This window comes from Aeromonas sp. R2-2 (assembly GCF_040908355.1).
Lineage (GTDB): Bacteria > Pseudomonadota > Gammaproteobacteria > Enterobacterales > Aeromonadaceae > Aeromonas > Aeromonas veronii.
Map to the genome: position 1 here is coordinate 86,007 of NZ_JBFODQ010000031.1, position 22,710 is coordinate 108,716.

20 protein-coding genes are annotated in these 22,710 nt (G+C 58.7%); 2 read left to right on the forward strand and 18 right to left on the reverse strand.

Features of this window, described 5'->3' with window-relative positions; all coding sequences use genetic code 11:
• Positions 1–123: 123 nt before the first annotated feature.
• The 17 genes from AB5Z09_RS06095 to AB5Z09_RS06175 all read right to left on the reverse strand — a co-directional run bounded on the left by AB5Z09_RS06095 (position 124) and on the right by AB5Z09_RS06175 (position 17,452).
• Positions 124–3,882, reverse strand: a complete 3,759-nt coding sequence (locus AB5Z09_RS06095; RefSeq protein ID WP_368194853.1) for a DUF6701 domain-containing protein — start codon at positions 3,880–3,882, stop codon at positions 124–126.
• A complete protein-coding gene (locus AB5Z09_RS06100) occupies positions 3,882–4,304 on the reverse strand; it encodes an MSHA biogenesis protein MshP (protein WP_368194854.1) in 423 nt (140 codons plus the stop codon). Before AB5Z09_RS06100 ends, AB5Z09_RS06095 begins: the two co-directional genes overlap by 1 nt.
• Positions 4,305–4,341: 37 nt before the next feature.
• Complete coding sequence (locus tag AB5Z09_RS06105) at positions 4,342–5,259, reverse strand: PilW family protein (protein ID WP_368194855.1); 918 nt, start codon at positions 5,257–5,259, stop codon at positions 4,342–4,344.
• On the reverse strand, positions 5,259–5,918 hold the full coding sequence (locus AB5Z09_RS06110; protein WP_368194856.1) for a prepilin-type N-terminal cleavage/methylation domain-containing protein: 660 nt from the start codon (positions 5,916–5,918) through the stop codon (positions 5,259–5,261). Before AB5Z09_RS06110 ends, AB5Z09_RS06105 begins: the two co-directional genes overlap by 1 nt.
• A complete protein-coding gene (locus tag AB5Z09_RS06115; RefSeq protein ID WP_368194857.1) occupies positions 5,905–6,399 on the reverse strand; it encodes a prepilin-type N-terminal cleavage/methylation domain-containing protein in 495 nt (164 codons plus the stop codon). The genes AB5Z09_RS06110 and AB5Z09_RS06115 overlap by 14 nt, the downstream gene beginning before the upstream one ends.
• A 47-nt stretch (positions 6,400–6,446) precedes the next feature.
• Entirely contained in the window at positions 6,447–6,887 is a 441-nt protein-coding gene (locus tag AB5Z09_RS06120) for a prepilin-type N-terminal cleavage/methylation domain-containing protein (RefSeq protein ID WP_110304186.1), read from the reverse strand.
• A 14-nt stretch (positions 6,888–6,901) separates the two neighbouring features.
• Positions 6,902–7,573 carry a prepilin-type N-terminal cleavage/methylation domain-containing protein gene (locus AB5Z09_RS06125; protein WP_005348617.1) on the reverse strand — a complete coding sequence of 224 codons (672 nt, stop codon included), beginning with the start codon at positions 7,571–7,573 and terminating at the stop codon, positions 6,902–6,904.
• 77 nt (positions 7,574–7,650) lie between these two features.
• On the reverse strand, positions 7,651–8,112 hold the full coding sequence (locus AB5Z09_RS06130) for a hypothetical protein (protein WP_368194858.1): 462 nt from the start codon (positions 8,110–8,112) through the stop codon (positions 7,651–7,653).
• Positions 8,113–8,200: 88 nt separating this feature from the next.
• Positions 8,201–9,421 (reverse strand): type II secretion system F family protein, encoded by a 1,221-nt coding sequence (locus tag AB5Z09_RS06135; RefSeq protein WP_368194859.1) that lies wholly within the window; start codon positions 9,419–9,421, stop codon positions 8,201–8,203.
• A gap of 3 nt (positions 9,422–9,424) precedes the next feature.
• Positions 9,425–11,134, reverse strand: coding sequence for an MSHA fimbrial ATPase MshE (gene mshE, locus AB5Z09_RS06140; protein ID WP_005348611.1), 1,710 nt, complete (start codon positions 11,132–11,134; stop codon positions 9,425–9,427).
• Between the two features lie 74 nt (positions 11,135–11,208).
• Positions 11,209–12,303, reverse strand: coding sequence for a tetratricopeptide repeat protein (locus AB5Z09_RS06145; protein ID WP_304520313.1), 1,095 nt, complete (start codon positions 12,301–12,303; stop codon positions 11,209–11,211).
• The gene (gene mshM / locus AB5Z09_RS06150; protein WP_368194860.1) at positions 12,300–13,190 is read right to left on the reverse strand and encodes an MSHA fimbrial biogenesis protein MshM; all 891 of its coding nucleotides are present in this window, start codon (positions 13,188–13,190) and stop codon (positions 12,300–12,302) included. Before mshM ends, AB5Z09_RS06145 begins: the two co-directional genes overlap by 4 nt.
• A 92-nt stretch (positions 13,191–13,282) precedes the next feature.
• Complete coding sequence (mshL, locus tag AB5Z09_RS06155) at positions 13,283–14,956, reverse strand: pilus (MSHA type) biogenesis protein MshL (RefSeq protein ID WP_108613787.1); 1,674 nt, start codon at positions 14,954–14,956, stop codon at positions 13,283–13,285.
• A 70-nt stretch (positions 14,957–15,026) separates the two neighbouring features.
• On the reverse strand, positions 15,027–15,356 hold the full coding sequence (locus AB5Z09_RS06160; protein ID WP_139405091.1) for an MSHA biogenesis protein MshK: 330 nt from the start codon (positions 15,354–15,356) through the stop codon (positions 15,027–15,029).
• Positions 15,349–15,996 carry an MSHA biogenesis protein MshJ gene (locus AB5Z09_RS06165; RefSeq protein WP_368194861.1) on the reverse strand — a complete coding sequence of 216 codons (648 nt, stop codon included), beginning with the start codon at positions 15,994–15,996 and terminating at the stop codon, positions 15,349–15,351. Before AB5Z09_RS06165 ends, AB5Z09_RS06160 begins: the two co-directional genes overlap by 8 nt.
• On the reverse strand, positions 15,996–16,589 hold the full coding sequence (locus AB5Z09_RS06170) for a PilN domain-containing protein (RefSeq protein WP_111900322.1): 594 nt from the start codon (positions 16,587–16,589) through the stop codon (positions 15,996–15,998). Before AB5Z09_RS06170 ends, AB5Z09_RS06165 begins: the two co-directional genes overlap by 1 nt.
• The gene (locus AB5Z09_RS06175) at positions 16,589–17,452 is read right to left on the reverse strand and encodes a hypothetical protein (protein ID WP_005340015.1); all 864 of its coding nucleotides are present in this window, start codon (positions 17,450–17,452) and stop codon (positions 16,589–16,591) included. The genes AB5Z09_RS06170 and AB5Z09_RS06175 overlap by 1 nt, the downstream gene beginning before the upstream one ends.
• Positions 17,453–17,539: 87 nt before the next feature.
• Between AB5Z09_RS06175 and AB5Z09_RS06180 the strand changes: the two genes are divergently transcribed.
• A complete protein-coding gene (locus AB5Z09_RS06180) occupies positions 17,540–18,463 on the forward strand; it encodes a 1-aminocyclopropane-1-carboxylate deaminase/D-cysteine desulfhydrase (RefSeq protein WP_368194862.1) in 924 nt (307 codons plus the stop codon).
• 76 nt (positions 18,464–18,539) lie between these two features.
• Here AB5Z09_RS06180 and AB5Z09_RS06185 read toward each other — a convergent pair whose 3' ends face one another.
• Positions 18,540–20,468 carry an EAL domain-containing protein gene (locus AB5Z09_RS06185; protein ID WP_368194863.1) on the reverse strand — a complete coding sequence of 643 codons (1,929 nt, stop codon included), beginning with the start codon at positions 20,466–20,468 and terminating at the stop codon, positions 18,540–18,542.
• Positions 20,469–20,972: 504 nt separating this feature from the next.
• Between AB5Z09_RS06185 and AB5Z09_RS06190 the strand changes: the two genes are divergently transcribed.
• Entirely contained in the window at positions 20,973–22,499 is a 1,527-nt protein-coding gene (locus tag AB5Z09_RS06190; protein WP_368194864.1) for an EAL domain-containing protein, read from the forward strand.
• The last annotated feature ends 211 nt before the right edge of the window (positions 22,500–22,710 follow it).

Consider the following 22,710-nt stretch of genomic DNA (forward strand, 5'->3'; position numbering starts at 1 on the left):
AACTGTCGCCAATCAATCAGGCGCGACAAAAATGCGAGTCATCACTCACTCGCACACGCTTGCAAACACTAATAAACAAGGATTTAGGGGGATGCTGTTGAGCCAACCCCCCTTACACATCAATTACTGCAATACTTCGCGCCGATAAATAATTCTGTCATTACCCCGGCTGGAGCCGAAAATGGCCTCACCTTGCAGGTTGCCGTCATTGGCACTCGTTGGGTCAGACAACCAGAGGGGCTGCGACGGCTGTTTTGCCAAATCGACCTTGTAGGGAATGCGCACCGAGATGTCCGGCTTGGCAAAGTGGAACAGGCTCTCCCCGTCTTTCGCCAGTGCAGCATCCCCACCCGGTGCCGAACTGCCCAACCCCAGCTTGATCTTGCGACCCGCCCCCAGATTCAGCTCGCGAGTCGCCGCATCAAAGGTGTGACTCGGATTGAGGAAAATGAGCCCCTGATTGGCCAAAGAGAGCTGGGTACATTGATCTTCCTTGTTTTGCAGCCAGTTGCCCGCTTCGTAATATTGCATCTGCAGTGGAATGGCCAGCGGCGCCGAGGCAAGACCCGCCGCCGTGCCAGCCAGCAGGCGGCCATAATAAGCCGTCATGGTGTTATTCACCCGCGTAGGAATCGTCAACTGCTTGGCATTGCAGTTAACCCCTTTGGTACAACCATTCTTGATGCCAGGATTCAGGTCAGCGTCAGCCATGAAAGTGACTGAGGGTGACTCCTCATCAAGCACTTGCAGGCCAAAACGCATTAACTTAAAGGGCTCTTCGGGAGTAGTCAGGCCGGGATCGCGCTCAGAAAGCCGGGCAAAACGGCTCTGGCTGTCAATATTGGCTTCGCCTGATGCCCAGCTGGCCATCATGCTCCCCACTCGATCCGTGCGATCAATCCCATCATGATTATTGCCTGCCACCAGATAGAGCCGCCCCTTCGCGAACTCGCCACCATAGTTTTTGGTCACCCCGGCACTCTTGTTACGAGCCTGTACCGTCATCTTGACCCCGAATGGCTGACTCATATAGCTGAACTGCCCGCAAGCAGGAGTAAGCACCCCGCTCAGCAAATTGAAATCCCAAGGGACAAAACGTCCCACCGGCACGCTGCTGGCGGGAGGGATGGTATAGCCGAAATAGCCCGTAGATACAGTGCTTCCTTCTGGCTGCTTTGCCGCCGGTGGCGTCGCCGTCATTCGGAACACTCCCACCTCGCTCACAGTCTGGCTAACGTTATTGGCACTGTTGGCCGCAGCCACATGGCTATAGGTGGTAGTACCCAGCGTTGCATTGGTGCCCGGATTGGGTGCCACCAGCGTACTGCCCAGAGCAATATTGGGCAGGGCAAAGTTGGGCGTAGTCTGATTCCCTACGCAGATATCCCCATCATTGGCGGATTCCCAGGCCATCGCCTTGATATCTACCTGGAACGTTTCCCCCGCTTTTTTGAATACCGGACAGCTGCTGTCACCTGCCGCGCAGACCCCTTGCGGGGGCGTGATGCACAGACCGACCGGGCGAGCTACAAACTGATCCGCGCCTAGCATCACCAGACCGGCTTCACTGCCAGTACCATCATAGCGGGCATCCAGTTGCACCTTGCCCGCATCCGGGTACTTAACCGTTATGCTCGACTGCCCCTGCGCATCGAATACGAGGGAGAGCGGCGTTGCAGCCCCCTGACTGGCACCAATCGTACTGCTGTTGACGCTCATCTGGCTGTTATAGGGGTTACTGGTGGGGGTGATATAGCTGCTCCAGAACTTGACGCTCTTGGTCTGGCTGGCAAACCCCGGCACACACTGCTTGGTCACATCGCTCTTTTTGACCGCCTTGATGGTCACCGTCTGCGGCTGATTGGAGTAGGTATCAGGCACATCAAAGAAGAAGCCGCTATCGGCAAAATTCAGGGTACAGGCTGCGGCACTGGGAGTCCCCGCCCCGGCCTTGCACAAGGTGGTACTGAATGGCTTGGTCGTCGGAGTCGAGCCGGAAACGCCTATGGTCACCGCGGTCGGCGTATTGTTGCGCAACTGCACCGTGGTCGAACCGCCGCTAAAGGTCACCGTATTGCCACCAATCCAACCATTGCTGGCAGAAATGGGGGTTAAACTCAGGGTCGCGGTAACCGGGTCTGTGATAAGCGTGGAACATGCTGCATCGGCGCACGCCTTGACCGTCACCGTCTCGGGATTGCACGTCAGCGCCTGACCGGAGTGGTCGAGCTGGAAGTGGTCAATCTGCACTCCAACCGGGTTGGAGCGCAGGGCACAGATCTGCACATTGTCGAGTTCATGGACGTTGGTGGAGCCGCCCGTTGAGCCGGTCAGAGAGAGCAAAAAGTCGCTAGGTACCTGAGCCTGGCCGTTCTGACTTTGGGCATTGAACGAGTCGATCAGGGTGGCGTAGCCATTACCTGTATCCCGCTGAACTTTCACAATCGACTGCCCGCTAACGCGGGAGTCAATGGTGAGCTGGTATTTGTGGTTAGCACTGCCATTGCCATCAACTGACGGACTCAGGCAATTTGTATTCGTGTTGGTTGTGCCGTTGTTACAAGTACCACGTAAATACCTGTAGCCTGTTGTCCCTGACCCTGAGCCTCGAATCACTACAGACTGCCGACGCTGTCCTACGTTGGTTGTCCCACCTTCACCGGAGTAATTGCCAAATTCGTCAAAACCAACCCCCAACCATCCTCCGGCAAAGCCGGAAATTCCGGGCTTGAAGCCATAGCCAAGCGGACCACCGAATGCTCCGGGCTGCGGTGTTACTGTCGCATCGGATAGCACGACCGCCATACCATCAGCACCGCTTCCCCCATAGGCATAATGATTAAAGGTAATTGTCACTAGGTTATTAGCGGCAGGAAACAGACGTTGATAGGTAGTGGATGTAGACTGATTGCCAGCAGCTTGAGTCAAACGTAAACGACCGCTGACAATCGAGGGAGTAAACGAGCCGCTACTGGTTTTAACTACCCAGTCACTGCTCAGCGAACCTGATGAAAAATTGTCGCTGAAACAAGTCAGAGAGGGAGTGAAAGCTTGATCATTAATTGCAGAACTATCTGTCATATTAAGACTGCGGCTTGTCGTACGGCCACGAATAATGGCTGAATTGTTAAGCGTCAAATTTTGATCGGAGTACACGTAACCATTTATTTGACTCCCACCATTCAGAGTAATCCCACCATAACCAAATAACAGTAGAGAACCCTCACCAGAGGCGTTCAATATGGCATCATTCAGCTCAAGAGTATTTTTGACAAAAATACGAACTTCACCCTGGATCTGAATTTCTGTCCCCTGATTCATCGTTAATGATTCAATCCAGTAATCACCAGATGAAAAAATCACTTTGGCACTATTGTTCAATGCCAGCGACTTGATCCGATATTCTGTAGCTGCACTGGAGAAACTTAACGAACAGCTGGTATTCAATGCGATGGAATTAAATTGGTTTGAGGTTGCACTCCCGACATTCAACTGCTGCCCAGCTTGGCACTGTGTAAAATTCCCACTTGAACCACTACTTGAGAAAAAGATATTGCCGCCGGTAATAGATAATCCACGAATTGTATTGCGTGTAATAGTACACAAGCGGCGAGAGCCATCTGCGTTGTCACACGAGTCCAACGGCATCCCGGAGCCCTGGGTTGAGGCACAATAATTGAGTGCAGCCCCTGCAGTACCGTTCACCTTGGCGGAGCCATACATTGTCAACGCAGGATTACCAAGGGAATTGCAATTAACATTGGTGTCCCCACGATGACCCTGAGTTACCGCAGGGAAATAGGTTGCAGTATCAATCACCTGAAACGCCCCTGCTGTACCACTAAATAGCCACACGGCTACGACGATCCATAAATTGCGCATCAGGGAGTTCCTCCATCATAAGCTTCGACCATCAGGGTTCGGCTCACGGCAAAATCAGGGTTGCCACTGTTAAGGTCCGAGCTGCCACAGGTTCCGACACTCTCGAGCCGGTAGCCCGTGTTGCTCTGGTTGTTATAGGTCACCGGTACCTCCCGGCAGCTAACCACAACCTGACAACCAGCCAAACCGATGTTGTCATTAAACTGCTGTGTGGCAAGTACCAGACCACAACGATTAGGTGATGATATAGCCGGTCTGTTAGGGAATAGCTGATATAGAGCAATCTCCAGCCCGCTCTGGGCGGCCAGCAGGGCACGCACGCTGCGCACCTCCACCGTATTTTTCTCGCCGCTATCGACCAGAAAACGCCCCATGGCAGCCGCCAGCAGCGCCATCACCACAATCACAAACAGGGCGATCATCAAGGCACTGCCTCGCATCCGTCCGAAAGCCTGTGGATCAGGGCACATTGAACACCTCTATCTTGTGGTTAAAGGTGACCGACTCCCCCTTGCGCTCGAACACAAAACGCATACCAAACTCCCCTTCAGCGTTAAACGCCGAGGTTTCCCGATAGAAGGTGCCAATACGAAGGGAATCCGCCATCAACACGCCCTGTGCAGGTAAGGGGGCCCCAATGGGCGCGGTAGCACGGGTCAGCGTGTTTCCTTCCACACAGTAACGTACCTGCTGGTTGGCAAAGTAGACCCGGCTGCCGGGAGAGAGGCCAGTCAGACTCTCGGCACTGGTATAGCGGATAGTTTGCGCCCCGGATACGGGCGTCAGCACATCCGTAACCCTGGCTACGCAGCGGCCATAATCGCAGCCTGCAGTAAGCGAACCGACATTTTTGTCCGGCACGGGGAATACAATCAGCTGATCGTCTTTTTTAACGGCGGTGGCATCCACATCCAGCGGATTGGCAGCAGAAGCCGGGGTCGCCATCACCAGCTCAAGGGTGGCCGTGCTCCCCGACATGGCGCGGTTAAGCGCCAAATAGCGGCTGGAGGTGCTGATGGGCCAGAACCGCAGACAGGGGCCTTGGTCCAGCCAGTTACCATTCTGATCTTCAATGCGCTCCGATCCCGGCACCGCATCGCGCAGTTCGCGGTTAAGCCGCTCCATGGCGAAACGGGCATCACTCATCAACTGTTCACGGCTACTGGCATCGCCATAAATCTGGGTGCCGATTCCGATAAACTGGCTGGTAAAGGTCGCCATAATCCCGAGCAACAGGATGACCATCACCAGCTCGACCAGAGTAAAGCCACTGTTACCCCGAGGCTTGCGGTAGGTTCGATTAGCAGCCAGGCGTAATCGGACGTCGGAAGTAGCAGCAGGAGCAGACATTCGGACAGACAAGCAGGAGCGTTCCATCAGTAGTTCCCCCGATAGAAGGAGAAGTCGAGCACACTCCCATCCGGCAGCTTCACCTGCAACAGAACTCGCTTGCCGATAGACTCTGCCTTAAGACCCGGGCTGCCAAACAGGTCATCCGGCGTCACGGCGATCCTGACCTGGTAGTTGCGATACTCATCGCTTGCGACCTTGGAATCGGCTTGAGTAAAGAATGCCGTCTCAATCCAGTCACTGTTCAAGCAGTTAACCTCAGCCCATCCCTTGGCACAAATGACGCTGGTCTGATAATCATCCACATCATTAAAGGTATAGGGCTCCCGTTCACCACCATCCGGGCCATACTGGCTGGGCTGCCAACCCGCAATCGCCGGAGCAGGAGGATTCTGGGTACAGGTCACACCGACAGGGCAACTGCAATCCCCATAAAATTGGCCATTGAAGGTCTCGCCACAACGATAACGACCACCATTATGATCCGACTTTTCATCAAACGACTTTTGCAAGATCTCGCTGGCCAGCCGCTGGGCCAGCTGGGCGGCACGCACCTGCTGCACCGGATCCACCGCCTGAGGTGCCTGATTAATGAGCAACCCAAGAATGCCGGTCAAGGCCACCGCCAGCAGCACTATGCCAACGATCAGCTCAATCAGGGTAAAACCGAGCTTAAGGGATCTCATGAATAAACCCCTCGGATTCAATCTTGATACGGCTGATTTCGCGGCCATCACTCACCAGCAAGGTACAACCGGTGGCGCAGCTGCCCAGCGGTCTGCCCATCTGATCGAAGCGCAGCACGAAGTTGTTGCTGTTATTGAGGGAGATAGACATACCGGCAGAGGGGGTCACCAGCCGACCACGGGTGCGCAGATTGTCGGTCCAGCCACTGCTCAGATCATCGCTGGCAGGACACGCAGCATAAGTACGGTGGGCAAAACGGGGGGAGGCAACCACCAGCTGGGTGCAGCGGTTGGCGGGCTCATGCATATTGACGGTCTGCACCAGCCGCAAGCGGGTCAGCAACTCGTCACGTACGGTTTGAGTTTCAAAGCCGCCTTTGCCCAGCCATTTTGGCACGGCAAAGGCGGCCAGAATCCCGAGTAACAGGATCACCAGTACCAGTTCAATGAGGGTAAAACCCTTATGCCTTGACTCTAACATGTCAATAGAAAGGGTAGGAATTGACTCCTACCCTTTCCATCATCCAATTACTTACAGCCAACCAAACTGATGGTCGGTGTACCGCTAGAAACTGTCACTTGTTTATAAGTCACAGAACAGCTATCACCTTTACCATTCGGTACAAAAGTGATCGTGTTATTAGAAACAGCGCCGGACACTTGCCAGCCATCCAGGGACACCGCTTCACTGATTGTCGCAGCAGTCGGATACCCATATGCTACAGCAACTTTTTCGATTGGAGCTGCCATAGAGATCGGTCCAGCATTGGTCTCATATCCACTCAGTACCGCTTTGCTGTAAACCAAACCTGAAGCACTTTGCAATGCAGCTTGCACACCCTGTGCAGCAGACTTACGTGCATCATCCTGCAGATTCAGGAACTTGGGTGCAGCGGTGACCGCCAGAATACCCAGAATGATGATCACGATAACCAGTTCGATCAGGGTAAAACCCGCCTGTTTTTTCATTTCACTTTCCTCTGTTAATTAATATTTGTGGTCACCTGACCGGACGCCGGACGGTAACTGAAACTCATAAATGCATCAGTCTTGCCTTGCGGATCCTGATACTTGCCATCACTGCCCTTACTCAAACTATTGACCAAATAGTAACGGCAGACCGAATCCAGTCCATTACTGCTCACTGTGGCATAGTATTTCAGGTCATTGCCGCTACCGCGCACTTCATTGAAGCTGGCCGTAGCCTTGGGCGGGTTTTGCAGTAACCCCTCCCAAATATTGAGACAACGTTCGGCGGTCAGATTAGCGGGATCCACATCGGGATTACCGCTTGCAACGGTATCCATGGGATAGCCAGGCGACAGCTCGCCGTTGCTGATCTGGGTATCGGTCGGAGTGGTCAGATAGAAGCGGCTGCCGTCATAGAGCACGGTATTGAGGCTGTCCTGTTTGGCGCGACCTTCCGCCTCCCATTGCGCCCGCACCAGCGAAACGCCGGTAGCAAAACCGCCAGAGACCCCTTCCACGCTGGCCTTCTTCGCTTCGTCAGTCACATCGAGAAAGCGCGGCAGTGCGGTCACCGCCAGGATCCCCAGGATCACGATAACGATCACCAGCTCAATGAGGGAAAAGCCGGCAGACCGTCTTCTCATCCCGTTTTCCGGCATTGTTGGTGCCATTGGTTTCATTGTCATGCTCCCTCCGTAATGCCCCACATTATTTCATGCAGGCCCAAAAAAATCATGTAGTTGGGTCATATGATTAGTTTCATTCAAGGCTTTTTCATCACCCGCCCGTCAGAAAACTGATAAATAAGCCAATAACCATCCCACCCCATCTCGCAACCACTGCCATCGGGGCGGGCCAGAACCTGCAGGGGAGGCATGCCCCCCTTCGTCTCACCCATCAGTGCCAGCCACAACTGACGGCAATTTTCCGAAGGGGATTGCAGCGGCACCAGCCCCAGGGGCCACCCTCGGGCATCAAACTGCCACCCCTTGCCGGCGACATGCAGTGTCTGCGGGCGCCGCTCATCGAGCCAAATGCCGTGCAAACGCTGTGCCCGCTCGGCAAATTGTTCCCCCAGCAAGGTGAGAGTGAGCTGCTGCGCCTCTTCCCGGTGGCCCTGATAGCTACGCACCAGGGTCGCCACGATCACCATCAGCAGGATGATCACGGCGATCCGCCTATATCCGGTCAGCCAGCGATCATCCTGCTGCGTCTGTCTGCTCATCCAGCCCTCAACTCCACCGATTACTTGCCTCTTACGGCTCGCATCATGTCCCACCACTCAGGCGTGAAGATATCCAGTTCCAGCAAGATTACTTGCCGCGAACTGCGCGCATCATGTCCCACATCGGTGTGAAGATACCCAGCGCCAGGATCAACACCATTACCGCCACGATCCCGATCAGGATCGGCTCGATCCGAGCGGTGAGACTCTTGAGGTCATAATCCACCTCCCGCTCGTAATACTCGGCCGCTTCGTGCAGCAGGTCATCGACCTGACCGGTCTCCTCCCCCACGGCGATCATCTGCATCACCAGCGGGGTGAACAGGCCGCTGCTGCTGGCGGTGCGCAGCAGGCTCTCGCCCCGCTCGATACCGGCGCGCATATCCCGCACTCGCCCCGCCATATAGGCGTTATCCACCGCATCGGCCACCAGGGTCAGCGCGGTGTTCAGCGGCACCCCTGCCTTGAGCATCATGGAAAAACTGCGGGCAAAACGGGCCAGCAGGGAGCGCTCTATGATGGTGCCGACGATCGGCAACTTGAGCTGCCAGCGGTGCCAGGTCAGCTTGCCCTTGGTAGTGGCGACCCAGCGGCGCCAACCGAACACCATCCCAGCCAGAATGGCGAGCAGCAGCCACCAATAGTTGACAAAAAAGTGGGAAGTCGCGAGCAGAATGCGGGTCGCCAGCGGCAACTCCACCCCGAATTTGGCGAACATGCCGGCAAACACCGGGATCACCATGATATTGAGGATCACCATGGCGATACCGATGGCGATCATCACGAAGCTGGGGTAGCGCATCGCGGTCTTGATCCGCTTGCGAGTCTCCAGCTCCAGCTCGAAATAGTTGGCGAGCTGCAAGAAGGCCTCTTCCAGCTGACCTGTGTTCTCACCCACATGGATGATGGCGACAAACAGGCTGCTGAATACCTTGGGGTGCGCCTGCATCGAGCTGGAGAGCGGGCGGCCGTTGCCGAGATCCTCCCCCAGCGAGTGCAGCGCCCGCTTGAGCGGCTTGCTGTGGGAGCTCTCCTCCAGCCCGGCAATGGCACGCAGGATCGGGATCCCGGCCCGGGTCAGGGCATACATCTGGCGGCTGAAGATCACCAGCTCATCCAGCTTGACGCCCCCTTCCAGCAACAGTGACCAGTCGATGGCGGCGGACTTGGCCTTGCCCAGTTTGAGTTCGGTGGGCATCACCCCGCGGCGCATCAGCTGCTCGGCGGCCGCCATCTCGTTGGCCGCTTCGACCACGCCACTGGTCGCGTTGCCCTGACTGTCACGCCCCTTGTAGGCAAAGTTAGCCATCGCTTACCCCAGATCCTCGGCCAGTCGCAGCACCTCATCCACCGAGGTGATCCCCTGACGGGCATAATCGAGGGCAGTGAGGGCCAGCGGCCGGTAGTGTTCGTGTTGACGGGCCGCCTTGGCGAACCCTTCCGCATCGTTGCGGCGCAGGGCATCCATCATCGGCTGATCCAGCTCCAGCAGCTCGTAGACCCCGATCCGGCCGGAATAACCGGTAAAGTTGCAGCTCTGGCAACCCCGGCCCTTGTGATAGGTGTGTTGGCCAGGCGCCTCGCCGGAGAGCACAGTGAGCCAGGTGGCCTGCCCTTCGTCCGGCGCCTTCTCCTCAACGCAGTGCTCACATACCCGCCGCACCAGCCGCTGGGCGACCACCGCCCGCAGGGCGCTCGCCACCAGATAGCCGGGCGCCCCCATGTCGATAAGGCGCAAGGCACTGGTCACCGCATCGTTGGTGTGCAGGGTGGTCAGCACCAGGTGACCTGTGATGGCGCCACGCAGACCGATCTCCACCGTTTCGTTGTCCCGCATCTCACCCACCAGCAGGATGTCCGGATCCTGACGCAGGGTGGAGCGCAGCACGTTGGAGAAGGTGAGGCCGATCTTGGGGTTGACCTGCACCTGATTGACGCGGGAGAGACGGTATTCCACCGGGTCTTCTACCGTGATGATCTTGTTGCTGGACTGGTTGAGCTCGGAGAGGGCGCCATAGAGGGTGGTTGTCTTGCCGCTACCGGTCGGGCCGGTCACCAGGATCATTCCGTGCGGCCGTTTGAGCTGGCGACGGAAACGGGTCAGGATCTCCGGCGGCATGCCGGTCTCGGTCAGCGACAGGATGCCGGAGGATTGATCCAGCAGACGCATCACCACAGACTCGCCATACTGCACCGGCATGGTGGACATCCGCACATCCACATCGCGACCGCGCACCTTCATGTTGAAACGGCCATCCTGCGGCAAGCGCTTCTCGGAGATATCGAGCCCCGCCACCAGCTTGAGGCGTAGCACCAGCGCCTGGGCGATGCGCACCTCGTTGAGGATGTTCTCGTGGAGGATACCGTCGATCCGCTGGCGAATGCGCAGCACCTTCTCGTCCGGCTCGATGTGGATATCCGACGCCCCCACCTGCACCGCATCCTCGAACAGGGAGCGCAGCAGCTTGGCCACCGTCGCCTCCCCCTCGTCGTTGGCCCCCAGATTGCTGGAGCCCAGCTCGAAGCCGGAGTCCTGATACTCCTCCTGCAGCTGTTCGGCGAAACTCTCAATCTCGCGGGTACGGCGATAGAGGCGGTCGAAATACTCCAGCAGCTGCCCTTCCCGCGCCACCGCCAGCACCATGATGCGCGGGCTGAGCAGGGCGGCGACGGCATCCAGTGCGCTCAGATCCGCAGGATCCGACATCGCTACCGTTACCTTGTCGTCGGTGAGGTTGACCGCCAGCGCCCGATAGCGACGCGCCTGCACTTCGGGCAGCAGTGGCACCGCAGCGGCGTCGATGGTCAGGTTGTTGAGATCGAAGAAGGGCACATCCAGCTGGCGGGCGAGGAACTGCAACAGCTGCACCTCGCTGATAAAGCCGAGGTCGATGAGGGTGGTGCCCAGCTTGCGGCCGGTCTGACGCTGCTGCTGCAGGGCAAGCTGCAGCTGATCATCAGAGATGATCTGCTCTTGTACCAGCAGGTCGCCGAGGCGCATTTTCAGTCTGGGTTGTGCCATGTTTGCTCCGATCTCTGTTACTTCACACCCGTTGCCGCATCCGATTAGGCTTAGCTAATCGAACCTGCTGTTTATCAAGGGGTTAGTTGACCAATTCGTTGTTCCAGCCAGTTGGTCGACGCCTCGCCGAGGTTGCCGTGCAGCAAGGCGTTGCGATAGGCATCGAGCGCCCGCTGGCTGTGGCCCTGACCATCCTCGGCCACACCGAGGCCAAGCCACCAACGGCCCTGATCCGGCTGCTGACGCAGCAGTTTCACATAGAGCGCCGCCGCATCGGCATTCTGGCCCAGCTCCTGAGTCAGCCCGGCCCAGGTCGCGTAGTAGTCCATGTTGCTGGCGAGATCCGGCTGATAACCGGACAACCAGCCAAGCGCCTGCTGCTGCTGCCCCTCGCTGATGGCAAGACGGGCCAGCAGCAGACGAAAATCAGCCTGCTGGGGATCGAGCCGGATCCCCTCCTCCAGCAGCTGGCGTGCCTCGGTCAGGCGGCCCTCGCCGTAGAGCAAACCCGCCAGTTGCTCGCGCGCCCCCTGGTTATAGGGGTCGTGGGCCAGCACCTGATAGTAGTTGTCCTGGGCATCCCGCAGGCTCCCCTTGGCCATGGCGGTGGTCGCCTTGCGCTCCGCCAGTGCCGCCAGCTCCTTGGCCGACAGCTCCACCGTCTCGATCTTCAATACGCTCGGTTTGCGAGGCGCGCTGGCGACGGCCTGCTGCTCTGCCGCCAGTTCGGCGTAGAGCTCGGGCTGCAGCTCTTCATCGCTAGGGGTCCGCTCATCGACCTCGCTGGAGGCATCAAAGGGCGCACCGTCGGCCATGCCATCCGAGTCACTCTCGCCTGCCTCATCATTCACCTCATCCTGGCTTGGCAACGGCAGCGCGGCCGCCACCTCGACCGGCTCGGGCTGGCTGACCGGCGCGGCGGCCCTTGTCACCACATCGGGAGTCACCGCATCAGGGGCGACCACTTCGCTGGACGCCGTGACGATATAGGTCTGCTGCCAGTAGATCCAGGTTCGCCAACCGAGGATCCCCAGTGCCAGCCCGCAGATCAGGGTCAGCAGCAACATCCACCATCCCTGCTGGCGCGCAGGGGCAATATAGACGGCAGCACCTTCGGATCCTTGCTGGCGCCGGTCCAGATCTTTCAGCATCTGGTTGATAACGCTCATGGCCAGACTCCATAAGCCAGGGCGCACCCCAGCAACAGTAACAGGGGCCACCAGCGCCGTGGCGCAAAGCGGCTCGCATCGTCGGTATCGCGAATGGCAAGCCGGACCAGACGACTGTCGATCTGACGCACACCCTGACCATAGGCCAGCATCAGACACTTCTGCGCCAGAATATTGATAAGTCTCGGGATCCCTCGCGATGCACGCCACAACAGGCGCATGGCGCGACCAGCAAACAGCGGTGCCCCACGGTAACCGGAGACCTGCAATCTGTGCTCCAGATAGGCGCGGGTCTCGTCAAAACGCAGCGGCCGCAGGCAGTAGGAGAAGCCAATCCGCTGGCGCAGTTGGCGCAGATACGGCTTGGCCAGTCTGGCATCCAGCTCCGGCTGGCCGAACAGCACGATCTGCAGCAGCTTGCTCGATTCGGTCTCAAGATTGCCGAACAGGCGGATCGCCTCCAGCGTCTCGTCCGGCAGCGCTTGCGCCTCGTCGATCAGCACCACCACCCGGCTGCCCTGCTGGTGCAGACTGATCAGGTGACGATGGATACGATCGGTCAGATCCAGCTCGCTCTGATCCCGTACCGCCAACCCCAGCTCCAGCGCCAGCGCGATGCGCAGTTCGGCCGGAGTGAGGTGGGGATTGGGCAACCAGGCAAGCCGCACCGGACGCGCTTCCGAGCCCAGCTCGCTGAGCAACTTGCGGCAGAGCAGGGTCTTGCCGGTACCCACCTCGCCGGTCACCTTGATAAAGCCCTCCCCCTGCGCCAGCGCCCAGTTCAGCACCTGCAGCGCCTCTTCGTGAGGCGGCAGGCCGTAGTAGAAGCCGGTATTGGGGGTGAGGCTGAACGGCGCCTCCTGCAGGCCGAAGTGGGTCAAGTACATGAGATCTCACCTGCCACGACAAGCAAGCAGCCTGTGCTGGCAAGGCAGCACAGGCCGTTCGGGATAAGGGTGACCGCATCTGGTGTCATGGGTCAGCCCTTGGCCGGATACCACTTGTCGAGCAGCTCGGAGGAGCGTTGCAGCTCGTTTTGCCAGGTATCTTTCTCCACCACGGTCGGTTTGAGCATGATCACCAGCTCCACCTTCTTGGTGCTCTCGCGGCGGTTGGTAAAGGCTTCACCCACCCAGGGAATATCCCCCAGCAGCGGCACCTTGCTGACGATCTCCTGCTTGTCGGTCTTCATCAGGCCGCCGATAACGATGATGTCACCGTTATTGGCCTGCACCACGGTATCGGATTCGCGGATCGAGCTCTTGGCGAGCGGCAGTTGCAACTTGCCACCCGAGGTACCCATGTCGATCACCTTGTTTTGCTCTTCGGTATCGATAACCGAGGGATGAATATGCAGCAGCACCTTCCCCTCTTCATCGATCTGCGGCGTTACGTCCAGCGCAATTCCGGAGAAGAAGGGGGTCAGCTCCACGTTAGGCGTCTTGTCTGTGCCCGTCGAGGTAGTGGTAATGGTGGTGGACGCATTGGTGACGTAATACTCATCCGTCCCCACCTTGATCACCGCCTTCTGGTTGTTGGTCGCGGTGACACGGGGACTGGAGAGGGTATTCACATCGCCCTGGGTCTTGAGCAGGTTGACCGCCACATTGAAGTTGCCATCAGAGATCTTGAAACCGGCGCCGCCGCCCAGCGCACTGAAGATCTGGTTGGGGGTGCTGGGCAGCTGAGTATTGGCAAGCGACTGGCCACCGGTAATCCCCTTGTTGCCATCCCAACTGGCGGAGAGACCGCTCCAGTCGACCCCCTGTTCATACCCTTCGTTGAGGGCAACTTCGATGATCCGCGCCTCCAGCACCACCTGCCGCTTGAGGTGACTCTCGGACTGGGTCAGGAATTCACGCACCGCCTTGAGCTCTTTCGGGTAGGCGCGAATGGTGACCAGACCCGCCTGCGGGCTGGTGATCACGGCGCGACCGTCACCCGTGCCAATCAGGGTCTGCAGGGAGTCGCGCAGATCAGTCCAGTAGTCGCTGTTGGTGTCGGTTTCGATACGGGTGCCGTTGTTGTTGTCACCGCTCGAGTTGTTGCTGGTTGAGCTGTTGCTGCCGCTGTTGTTGTTCGACGCACTGTCAAAACTGCTGTCGCTGCTGTTATTGCTGTCATTGGCCGTCACCCCGCCGGTGCTGACCGAGGTGCGGGAGAGGCCACGGCGGGACATCATCAGATAGTTGACCGGGATGGTTTCGGTGCGCAGGCCCGCCGGATAGATATGGAAGACATTACCCTTGCGCTGTACGTCGAAGCCGTACATGTCGCCCACCACCGCCAGCACTTCCGGCAGAGTCACATCCTTGAGCTCGACGGAAACCAGCCCGGCCACCCCGGGGTGAACCGCCACGCTGTAGCGGGAGCCCTTGAACAGGGAACCGAAAAACTCCACCGCCTCCACGTCGTGAGCCGCGATACGCAGCCGCTTTTCCGGCATGCCGACCGGCATCTGCGGCCGGTTCAGCTGCAGCAATTCACTTTGCACCGATTTGGGCAACGCGGTCAGAGGGGCAGCCTGTTTCTGCTGTTCGTTCATGGCCTGTTTGAGGGCATCCTTGGCCTGGGTCGGCTCGGGGTGCTGATACGTGGTACAGCCTGCAGCCATCATGGCCACGGTGATCAGACAGAGACGGTGTTTTTTCATGTAATTAGGGCACCCTGACTTGCAATTAAACTCGATAAAGCCGATTCACCTCTCGAGAGGCAAGCACGACTCAAACCCGGATCTTGCTGGCAAACAGTGTTACCGCATGGCGTTTTCCCGCCTTTTCCAGCACCACGGCATCGGCATTGATGGCCACCAGCGTATAGCCGTCCACCTGTTGTCCGACCCGATAACTCTTGCCATTGAGTACCGCCAGTGCCGGGCCATTGCCCAGCACCACACTCTGCAGCTTCGGCAAACCGGCGCTGCTCTCGTCGGTCGCACGGGCGCCGACCGCCACATCCGCCAGTGGCGCGGTGGGATCCTGCAATACCTCGACCTGCTCCGCCTGTACCAGCAAACTGAACAGGCAACAGCACAACGCAAATACTCTAGCCACGGATAAACTCCTTGCTGGTACTCAGGGTGTAGATCTCCATCTCCACCACCGCGCCGGGATAGGCTTTGACCTGATAGTCGAACTGCTTCCAGTAAAAGTGCCGCGGCAAGGCTTCCAGCGCTTTAAGATATTGATACACATCGAAATAGCCGCCTTCAAGCTGAAGCCGGATACCGTGCTTGTAGAGATTGACCTTCTGCTCTCCCGCCATCAGCGGGGTCGGCTCCAGCGAACTGAGGGCCAGCATGTGAAGGTTGGCGGAGCGGGAGAGCAGCGCCTCCAGCACCAGCGGCATCTCGTGCGCCGGGATCAGATCGACGGTCTGTGCCTTCAGCTCATCGTCGATCCGGACCAGATCCGCTTCGACCTGCGCCAGCTGCTCGCGAACTCCCTGATTGGGATCCCGCTTGAGCCGGGCCTGTTTGCCGAGGTTTTCCAGCGTCATGATTTCGAGGTCGCGCTCGGCGGCGCTCAGGGCCATGCGATCCTGCTGCAGGCGGGTATCAGCGCCATCGAGCCAGCCGTAGAGTCCGGCCGCGCCCAGCAGCACCAGACCGGTCAGCAGGATCAACACCCGCTCCCGCTGGCTCAACACGGCGATACGCTGGCCCCATGCCTGCCATTGTGCTTTCAGGTTCATCAGGGTTTCTCCCGCGCAATGCCGCTCAACTGGAAGGTCAAACGACCCTCCTTGTCACGGCCGAGGGTCAATTCACCAAACTCTTTGCCCACCAGACTCGGGGTCTGCTTGAAGCGGTTGACCCAAGCCGGCACATCCTGACTGCGTCCGGCAAAGCCGGAGAGGTTGATCCGCCCTTCGTTGATCTCGATGCGCTGCAACGAGAGGTTGCTGCTGCGAATGCGGGAGAGATCCGCCATCACGCTGGCATAGCCCTGGGATTTTTGCAGGGTCAGGCTGCCCAATTGGCGCATCAGCCCCTGCTTGGCCGTCAGCTCATCCTGCTTGTTGACCAGTTGCTGTTGCAGCCGGGGATCTGCCTGATGGCGCGCCAGCTCGGCATCGAGCCGCTGCGCCTCGCTGCGCTTGAGTTCCAGCTCGGCAGAGCGCTGCGCCAGCGCCCGGCTGACCTGCTGCTGCTGCCAGCTGTAACCGACACCCGTCAACAGGATCAGCAGCAGCGCAAAGCCCCATAACAGCGCCATCTGATTGAGGCTGGCCCACTGCCGCTTGGGGCGAAACTCGGCGCCATAGAGGTTTATCTGACGTTTCATCACGCATCCTCCCCGATGGCGGCGGCGTAGGCCGAGAGGTATTCGACGCCGGCCAGGACCGCCTTGTTGGCCATGGCGGAGACGGCAAAGCCGAAGGTCTGCTCCATGTGACGCACCAGGGTACCGATAAAGGGCGAGGCGACGGCAAACTGCATCTGCCCCAGCTCGGGCAATTTCAGCTGGCCCGCCAGATAGTCGAGGGAGCGCTGGATCTCCAGCGCCAGTGAATCGAGCAGCATGCTGTCCGGCTCATGTTCGCCAGTCAGGCTGGTAAAACCGCGCAGCTGGCGGGAGAAGCAGAGCCCGCCCTGATGGAAGACCAGCAGTTGCAGATCCTGCCCCTTGGGCTGCCACAGCAGCATGCGCACCGTCTCGTCAGCGTCATAGAGAGAGGTCAGCGCCAATTCGTCGCTGATGATGGATTGCAGGGTGGCTATGCCGTTGATGGCATCGGCCAGCTGTTGCACCCGGCTCTTGGGCAGGCAGATCACATTGATGCGAGGACGACCGGCCGGCGGGGTGGGCAAGTCCACATAATCCATCGCCAGTTGCAGCACGGGTTCGCTGACATAATCCTTGATGGCCCAAGGGAGCGCCCCCGCCATCTCGGCGTCAGGCACGGCAGGCTTGTCGATCTGGATCTGTTGATAAAGGCTGGCGGCGAGGGCCACCCGCACCGTAGACTTGGCCAGTCCATGACGGCTGAACAGCTCGTTCATGGCCACTGCCCACTCCTGTGGGCCGTTGATGGTGCGCGTCGCGAAGACGGGGGGATTGCCCACCGCAGCCAGCATGATCCTGTCATTGGCCAGCAAGAGCCCGACCTGGCGGCTTGGCGTCGACCGTCTGAACAGTTGTTTCATGTAAGCCCGCCCATCAATAGTGATTAAATGTATGAAATATTAACATAAACAGCAGATTAGCCTCCAGATTAAAAGACGGACTCACCATTGCAAGCCAACCTTTCCGCCGAATCAGAGGGTCAAGCCATCCTCCCTTCCCCCCTGCAACGCCTCCACCATCCGTTGCTGACCCGCTATGGCGTCGAGCTGTGGTGCAAGCGGGATGATCTGATCCATCCGGCCATCTCCGGCAACAAGTGGCGCAAGCTAAAGTACCACCTGCTGCATGCCAAAGAGCACGGCAAACGGCATCTGCTCTCGTTTGGCGGCGCCTACTCCAATCATATCCACGCGCTGGCGGCAGCGGGGTGCCAATCTGGTCTTCGTACTACCGGTATCATACGGGGCGAATATGACGCCGTCAGTAACTCTACCCTGCGGGATGCCCGGCGCTGGGGCATGGATCTCGTTTTCGTCGACCGCCAGAGTTACCGGCGACGGCAGGATCCCGACTGGCTGGCCCAATTCGATGCACCCGATACCCTGATCGTGCCGGAAGGGGGTAGCAGCCCACTGGCCATCCCCGGCGTGGCGGAACTGTTCGGCGAGGTGCCCTTCTCGCCGGATCTCTGGGTACTGCCCTGCGCCAGCGGCGGCACTCTGGCGGGCCTGATCGCTGGCAAACGGGATCGGGAGCAGATCCTCGCCATTGCGGTACTGAAAGATGGCGGCTTTATCGCTGACGAGGTGTGTCGCCTCCATCCCGCGGCTGCCAATATCCCCGGCTGGCGCATCGCGCTCGGTCACCACGATGGTGGCTACGCCAAATTCAGCCCGGCCCTCTGGCAGTGGGTGCAGGATTTCAGCGCCACAACCGATCTGCCCCTTGAGCCTATCTACAGCGGCAAGGCAATGTGGGGTCTGTTTCGCGAGCTGGCGGCGGGCCGCATCGCCCCCGGCAGCAAAATCGTCTTTATCCACACTGGCGGCATGCAAGGGCTCGCCGGTCTGCGGGAGCAGGGGCGACTGTGAGCCCCGCCTGACGGCAACCGCAAACAGCATCGCAAACAACAGAGGGTCGCCCCAAGGCGACCCTCTGTTGTTTATCTCAATCACCAGCCGGTTCCAGCACCAGCCGCTGGGGCTCGGCAAACCAGGGGCCCTGCCCGGCATGCACCCCGAGGTGGCGCAGCATCTTCCACTCGTCGCCACTCTCCACCCCCACTGCCAGCACCCGGGTGCGGGTATTGGCGCAGCCGCCTACCAGACTGCGTACCGCCATCTGGTTGACCTGACGGGCATGGATCTCCCGCACCAGACTGGGGTGCAGCTTGAGGAAGTTGATCTCGAACTCCTTGATGTACTGGGTGCTCACCACATCCTGACCGGCATGATCGATGGCCAGCTGGCAGCCCAGCATCCGCAGGGAGCGCAGCGGCCGCTTGAGCGCCTCGAAGTGGCGGGTCACCTGGGATTCCGAGAGTTGCAGGATCAACCGCTCGTTGGTGCTACGCGGCAGCTGGAACAGGGCGAAGAAGAGCCAGCGCTGGAACTCGCGGTTTAGCAGGCTCTGGGCACTGAGGGTCAGGCTGATGGGGCAGCTCTGCTCGGATCGTTGGCGCAGCAGGGCGAGAGTGCGCTCCGCCACCAGCCGATCCAGTTGCAGCAACAAGCCCACCTTCTCCGCCATCGGCATGAAGATCCCCGCCTGCAGGGCACGCCCCTGCTCATCGTGCAGATAGGTGAGCAGCTCCTGCTGCAACACCACCTGCCCCCGATCCTGCTGGATCGGCTGGGTATAAAATTCGATGCCGTGCTCTTCGAGACGGCGGCTGATCAGGGTGCGCCAGCGTACCGTGCCCTTGCTGCTTTGTTCCTCATCCAGCTGCTTCTCGTAGAGGAACCAGCCGTTGTGCCCCTGCAGACGAGCGCTCTTGAGGGCCAGCTCAGCCTCCTCCTGCACCTTGAGCAGGCTGTCTTCTGCCTGATAACAGACGGCGCCGAGATAAACCGCCGTCTCGGGGTTGACCTCCTGCGGCCAATGCAGCCGTTGCAGGCTCTTGAGCAGCTGGCTGGCGCTATCCACCATCTCGCTCTCGGACATATTGGGAAGCAACACCGCAAAGACCTGACCGGCGTAGCGGGCCTGCAGGGCACCGTTGTGTTTGCGCACGAAGGCACCTATGGTGGCGCTCGCCTCCATCATCAAATCGTGCCCCAGCAGCTCGAACTGATCGGCCTCCAGCTCCTCCAGACAGGCGAGATCGATCAGCAGCACGCCGCCGCTCATCACGCTCGCCTCCATGATGGCGCTCTCCAGCCGATTGTCGAAAAACAGCCGGTTGCCGATACCGGTCATCTTGTCGACGAAAGCGTTGCTGCGAATGAAGTTGTCGAAGCGGCTGCGCTCCTTGCGGGCATCCGCCAGCTCGGCGAGCAGATGATCGAGGGCCTGACTGGCGGCCACCGGCCACTCTTCGGCGGGGTCATGACTCAGTTTGGAGAGCTTGTCATCGAGGATCAGCTGGGCGCGAATGCCCAGCAGCTCGGCCCCGCGCAGCTGCTGGCGCAGCCAGCGGATGGAGTACCAGAGACCGAACACCACGATAAAAATGCCTAGCGAGATGCCGGACATCGCCTTGATGGAGTATTCCGCCTCCTTGAAGGGGCGCTCCAGTTTGAAGTTGGCCTGCATGCCGGCCTGATGGGGCAGCGGTTGGCTGTATGGCACCAGCAGCTGCTCGTCGACCGGATTGCGCACATCGCGGAACCAGTAGACCCGCTGGTTATTCTGGCGCACCTCCAGCTCGATCACATGGGCAGCCCGCAACAGAGTGGGCAGCCAGTGGCTCATATCCTCCATGTCGTGAGCAACATCAAGCTGCTTGTCGATCACTTCGACCAGCGCATCGACCTTCTTTTGCTGCAACTCCATGCCCAGCTCGCGAAAGCTGAACACCCCGCCAATCAGCACGGTCGCCATGGCTGCGATCACGCAAAGGGTGATAAATGAGACAAGCTGTGTAGTGAGTTTCATGCGCCTTTCCGTATGCCCAGCATCATCCATGTCGCCTCATGGTAGCAGCGGCGATCGGGCCACAGCTATGGATGAAGATCCCGCTTCTGCAATTTAAGCGGGCAAGCATAACCCAAAGCAGAGGGAGAATACCAAGGATGACGGGCTACAGATGCGGGAAAGGGCGGGATGACAGACAGAAAAATGGTCCCTCAAAGGGGACCAAAAGGAACACTCATATCAAAACTAACACTCTGTGCTACTGACAAAAAACAGATACAGGAGTATTGAACACACGGTGAGTCAAACCGCAGGGCTACTCTAATGCAGTTCGGATAAGCTGAGCAATTGTCATTTATGACAGGTCAGCGATTGAATCTAGCCAAAGTTAATAATAAACACATTTAAAATCATGCAGTTAAAAAATCAATCAACAAGTGTGACAACTCGGACTCAAATTGATTGCACTAATGCTCTATGATGGCTAAGTCCATTTGTGTCTCATGAAACTGGCAGGTACTTCCTTTGCGTAAATCACCCGTCTGGATCGCTCTGTTGCTGTTCATCCTGCCTGTCGTGGGCAGTCAGTTTCTCGGCCTGTGGTTTGCCAAGCCGATGGCCTTTCATCTGCTGGAAGAGAAGGTTGCCGAGCTCAAGGGAGCCATGGCCGTACGCCACCGGGAGCTGGATGCCGCCATCAACAAACAGCTGGCACAATTTGAGTTCAACTGCGGCGCCAAAGACATGGAGCTGCTGCGCGATCCGCGCTTCTACAGCGCTCATATCCGCCTGCAAGGGCTGGAGCTCGCCTCCGGCAACAGCTGTTCCAGCCTGGGGGTGGAGATCCCGCTGATCAAAGAGCTCCAGAACAGCGGGCAGAAGTTTGGCAAGCTGGGGATCACCGCCACCGTGGCCAAATACAATACCGAGCAGGAGCTGGTGGCCTTTTACCGATCCGGCGGCAACCTCGCCTACTGGGTGCTGGATAACAGCTGGAGCCACGACCTGCTGCAACACCCCTGCAGCCACTGCTTCTATCTGGAGTTCAGCCGACAGGATACCGATGCAAGCACAGTCCACTTTCCCCGTGGCGACAAGGAGATCAAACAGGAAGAGAGCAATATCAGCCTCAGTTTCTTCGATCCCAATGAACTCACCAAACAGACGGTCTGGGCGGGAAAAGCGCTGGAGCAATATGCCCATGACCAACTCAATCACTACGGTCTCTGGTTCGGTATCGCGCTCGGCGCCCTGTTAAGCGTCACATACTGGCTGCTGCGCAGCTATCGGCGCTCCCTCAAGGGACTGCTGCAAACAGGATTGATACGCAAGGAATTTATTCCCCTCTACCAACCGATAGTGGATGCCCGTACCCACCAAGTGGTGGGATTCGAGGCGCTGCTGCGCTGGCAGCGGGGAAGCGAGCTGATCCCCCCGGGCACCTTTATCGAATATGCAGAGGAGCAGGGACTGATCCTGCCGATGACCGAACAGTTGCTGGAGCAGGTGATCACCGACCTGCCGCAGCTGGCGCCAGAGCAGTGGGTCAGCGTCAATCTGGTGGCGGCCCATATCGAGCAGCCCCTGCTGCGCACCTTGCTCGCTCACAGCCAAAACCCCTCACCCACCCGGCTCACCTTCGAGCTGACGGAGCGCAAGCCGATCCTCGACATCAAGGCGGCCACCGAGGAGATCACCCTGCTGCAACAGATGGGGTATCACTTCAAGCTGGATGATTTCGGTACCGGCTACGGCGGCTTTGCCTACCTGCAGAGCCTGGGGATCCGCCAGATCAAGATCGACAAGATGTTCGTCGATACCATAGGCACCAACGACCTCAAGCGCAGCGTGCTGGATGCCATCATCGTCTTCGGTCGGGAATCGGGCATGGAGATGATCGCCGAAGGAGTCGAGAGCCAGTTGCAGGTCGACTATCTGAGCCAGCACGGCGTCTATCTGATCCAGGGCTACTTCTTCGGCAAACCCATGCCGCTGAAGATACTGACCCATTGGCAACGGGAGTGGCAGTCGCAACACCAGAAGGCCAGCTAACGCAGATATGGCAGGATCTGGCCGCGAAAAGGTTTGGCCAGCGGCTCGACATCATCAGGTTGATGCTGGCGGTAGCGCCGTAACCCAGCCCGGCCATCAGGCGGGTAAATCCCCCTGCAGGCCCGGGCCCGGCTCAGTGGTGAAGTCGAACCACCTCCTGCCACCCCTTATTTACATTCAGCAACAAAATGATCTGCCCTGACGGGGATAA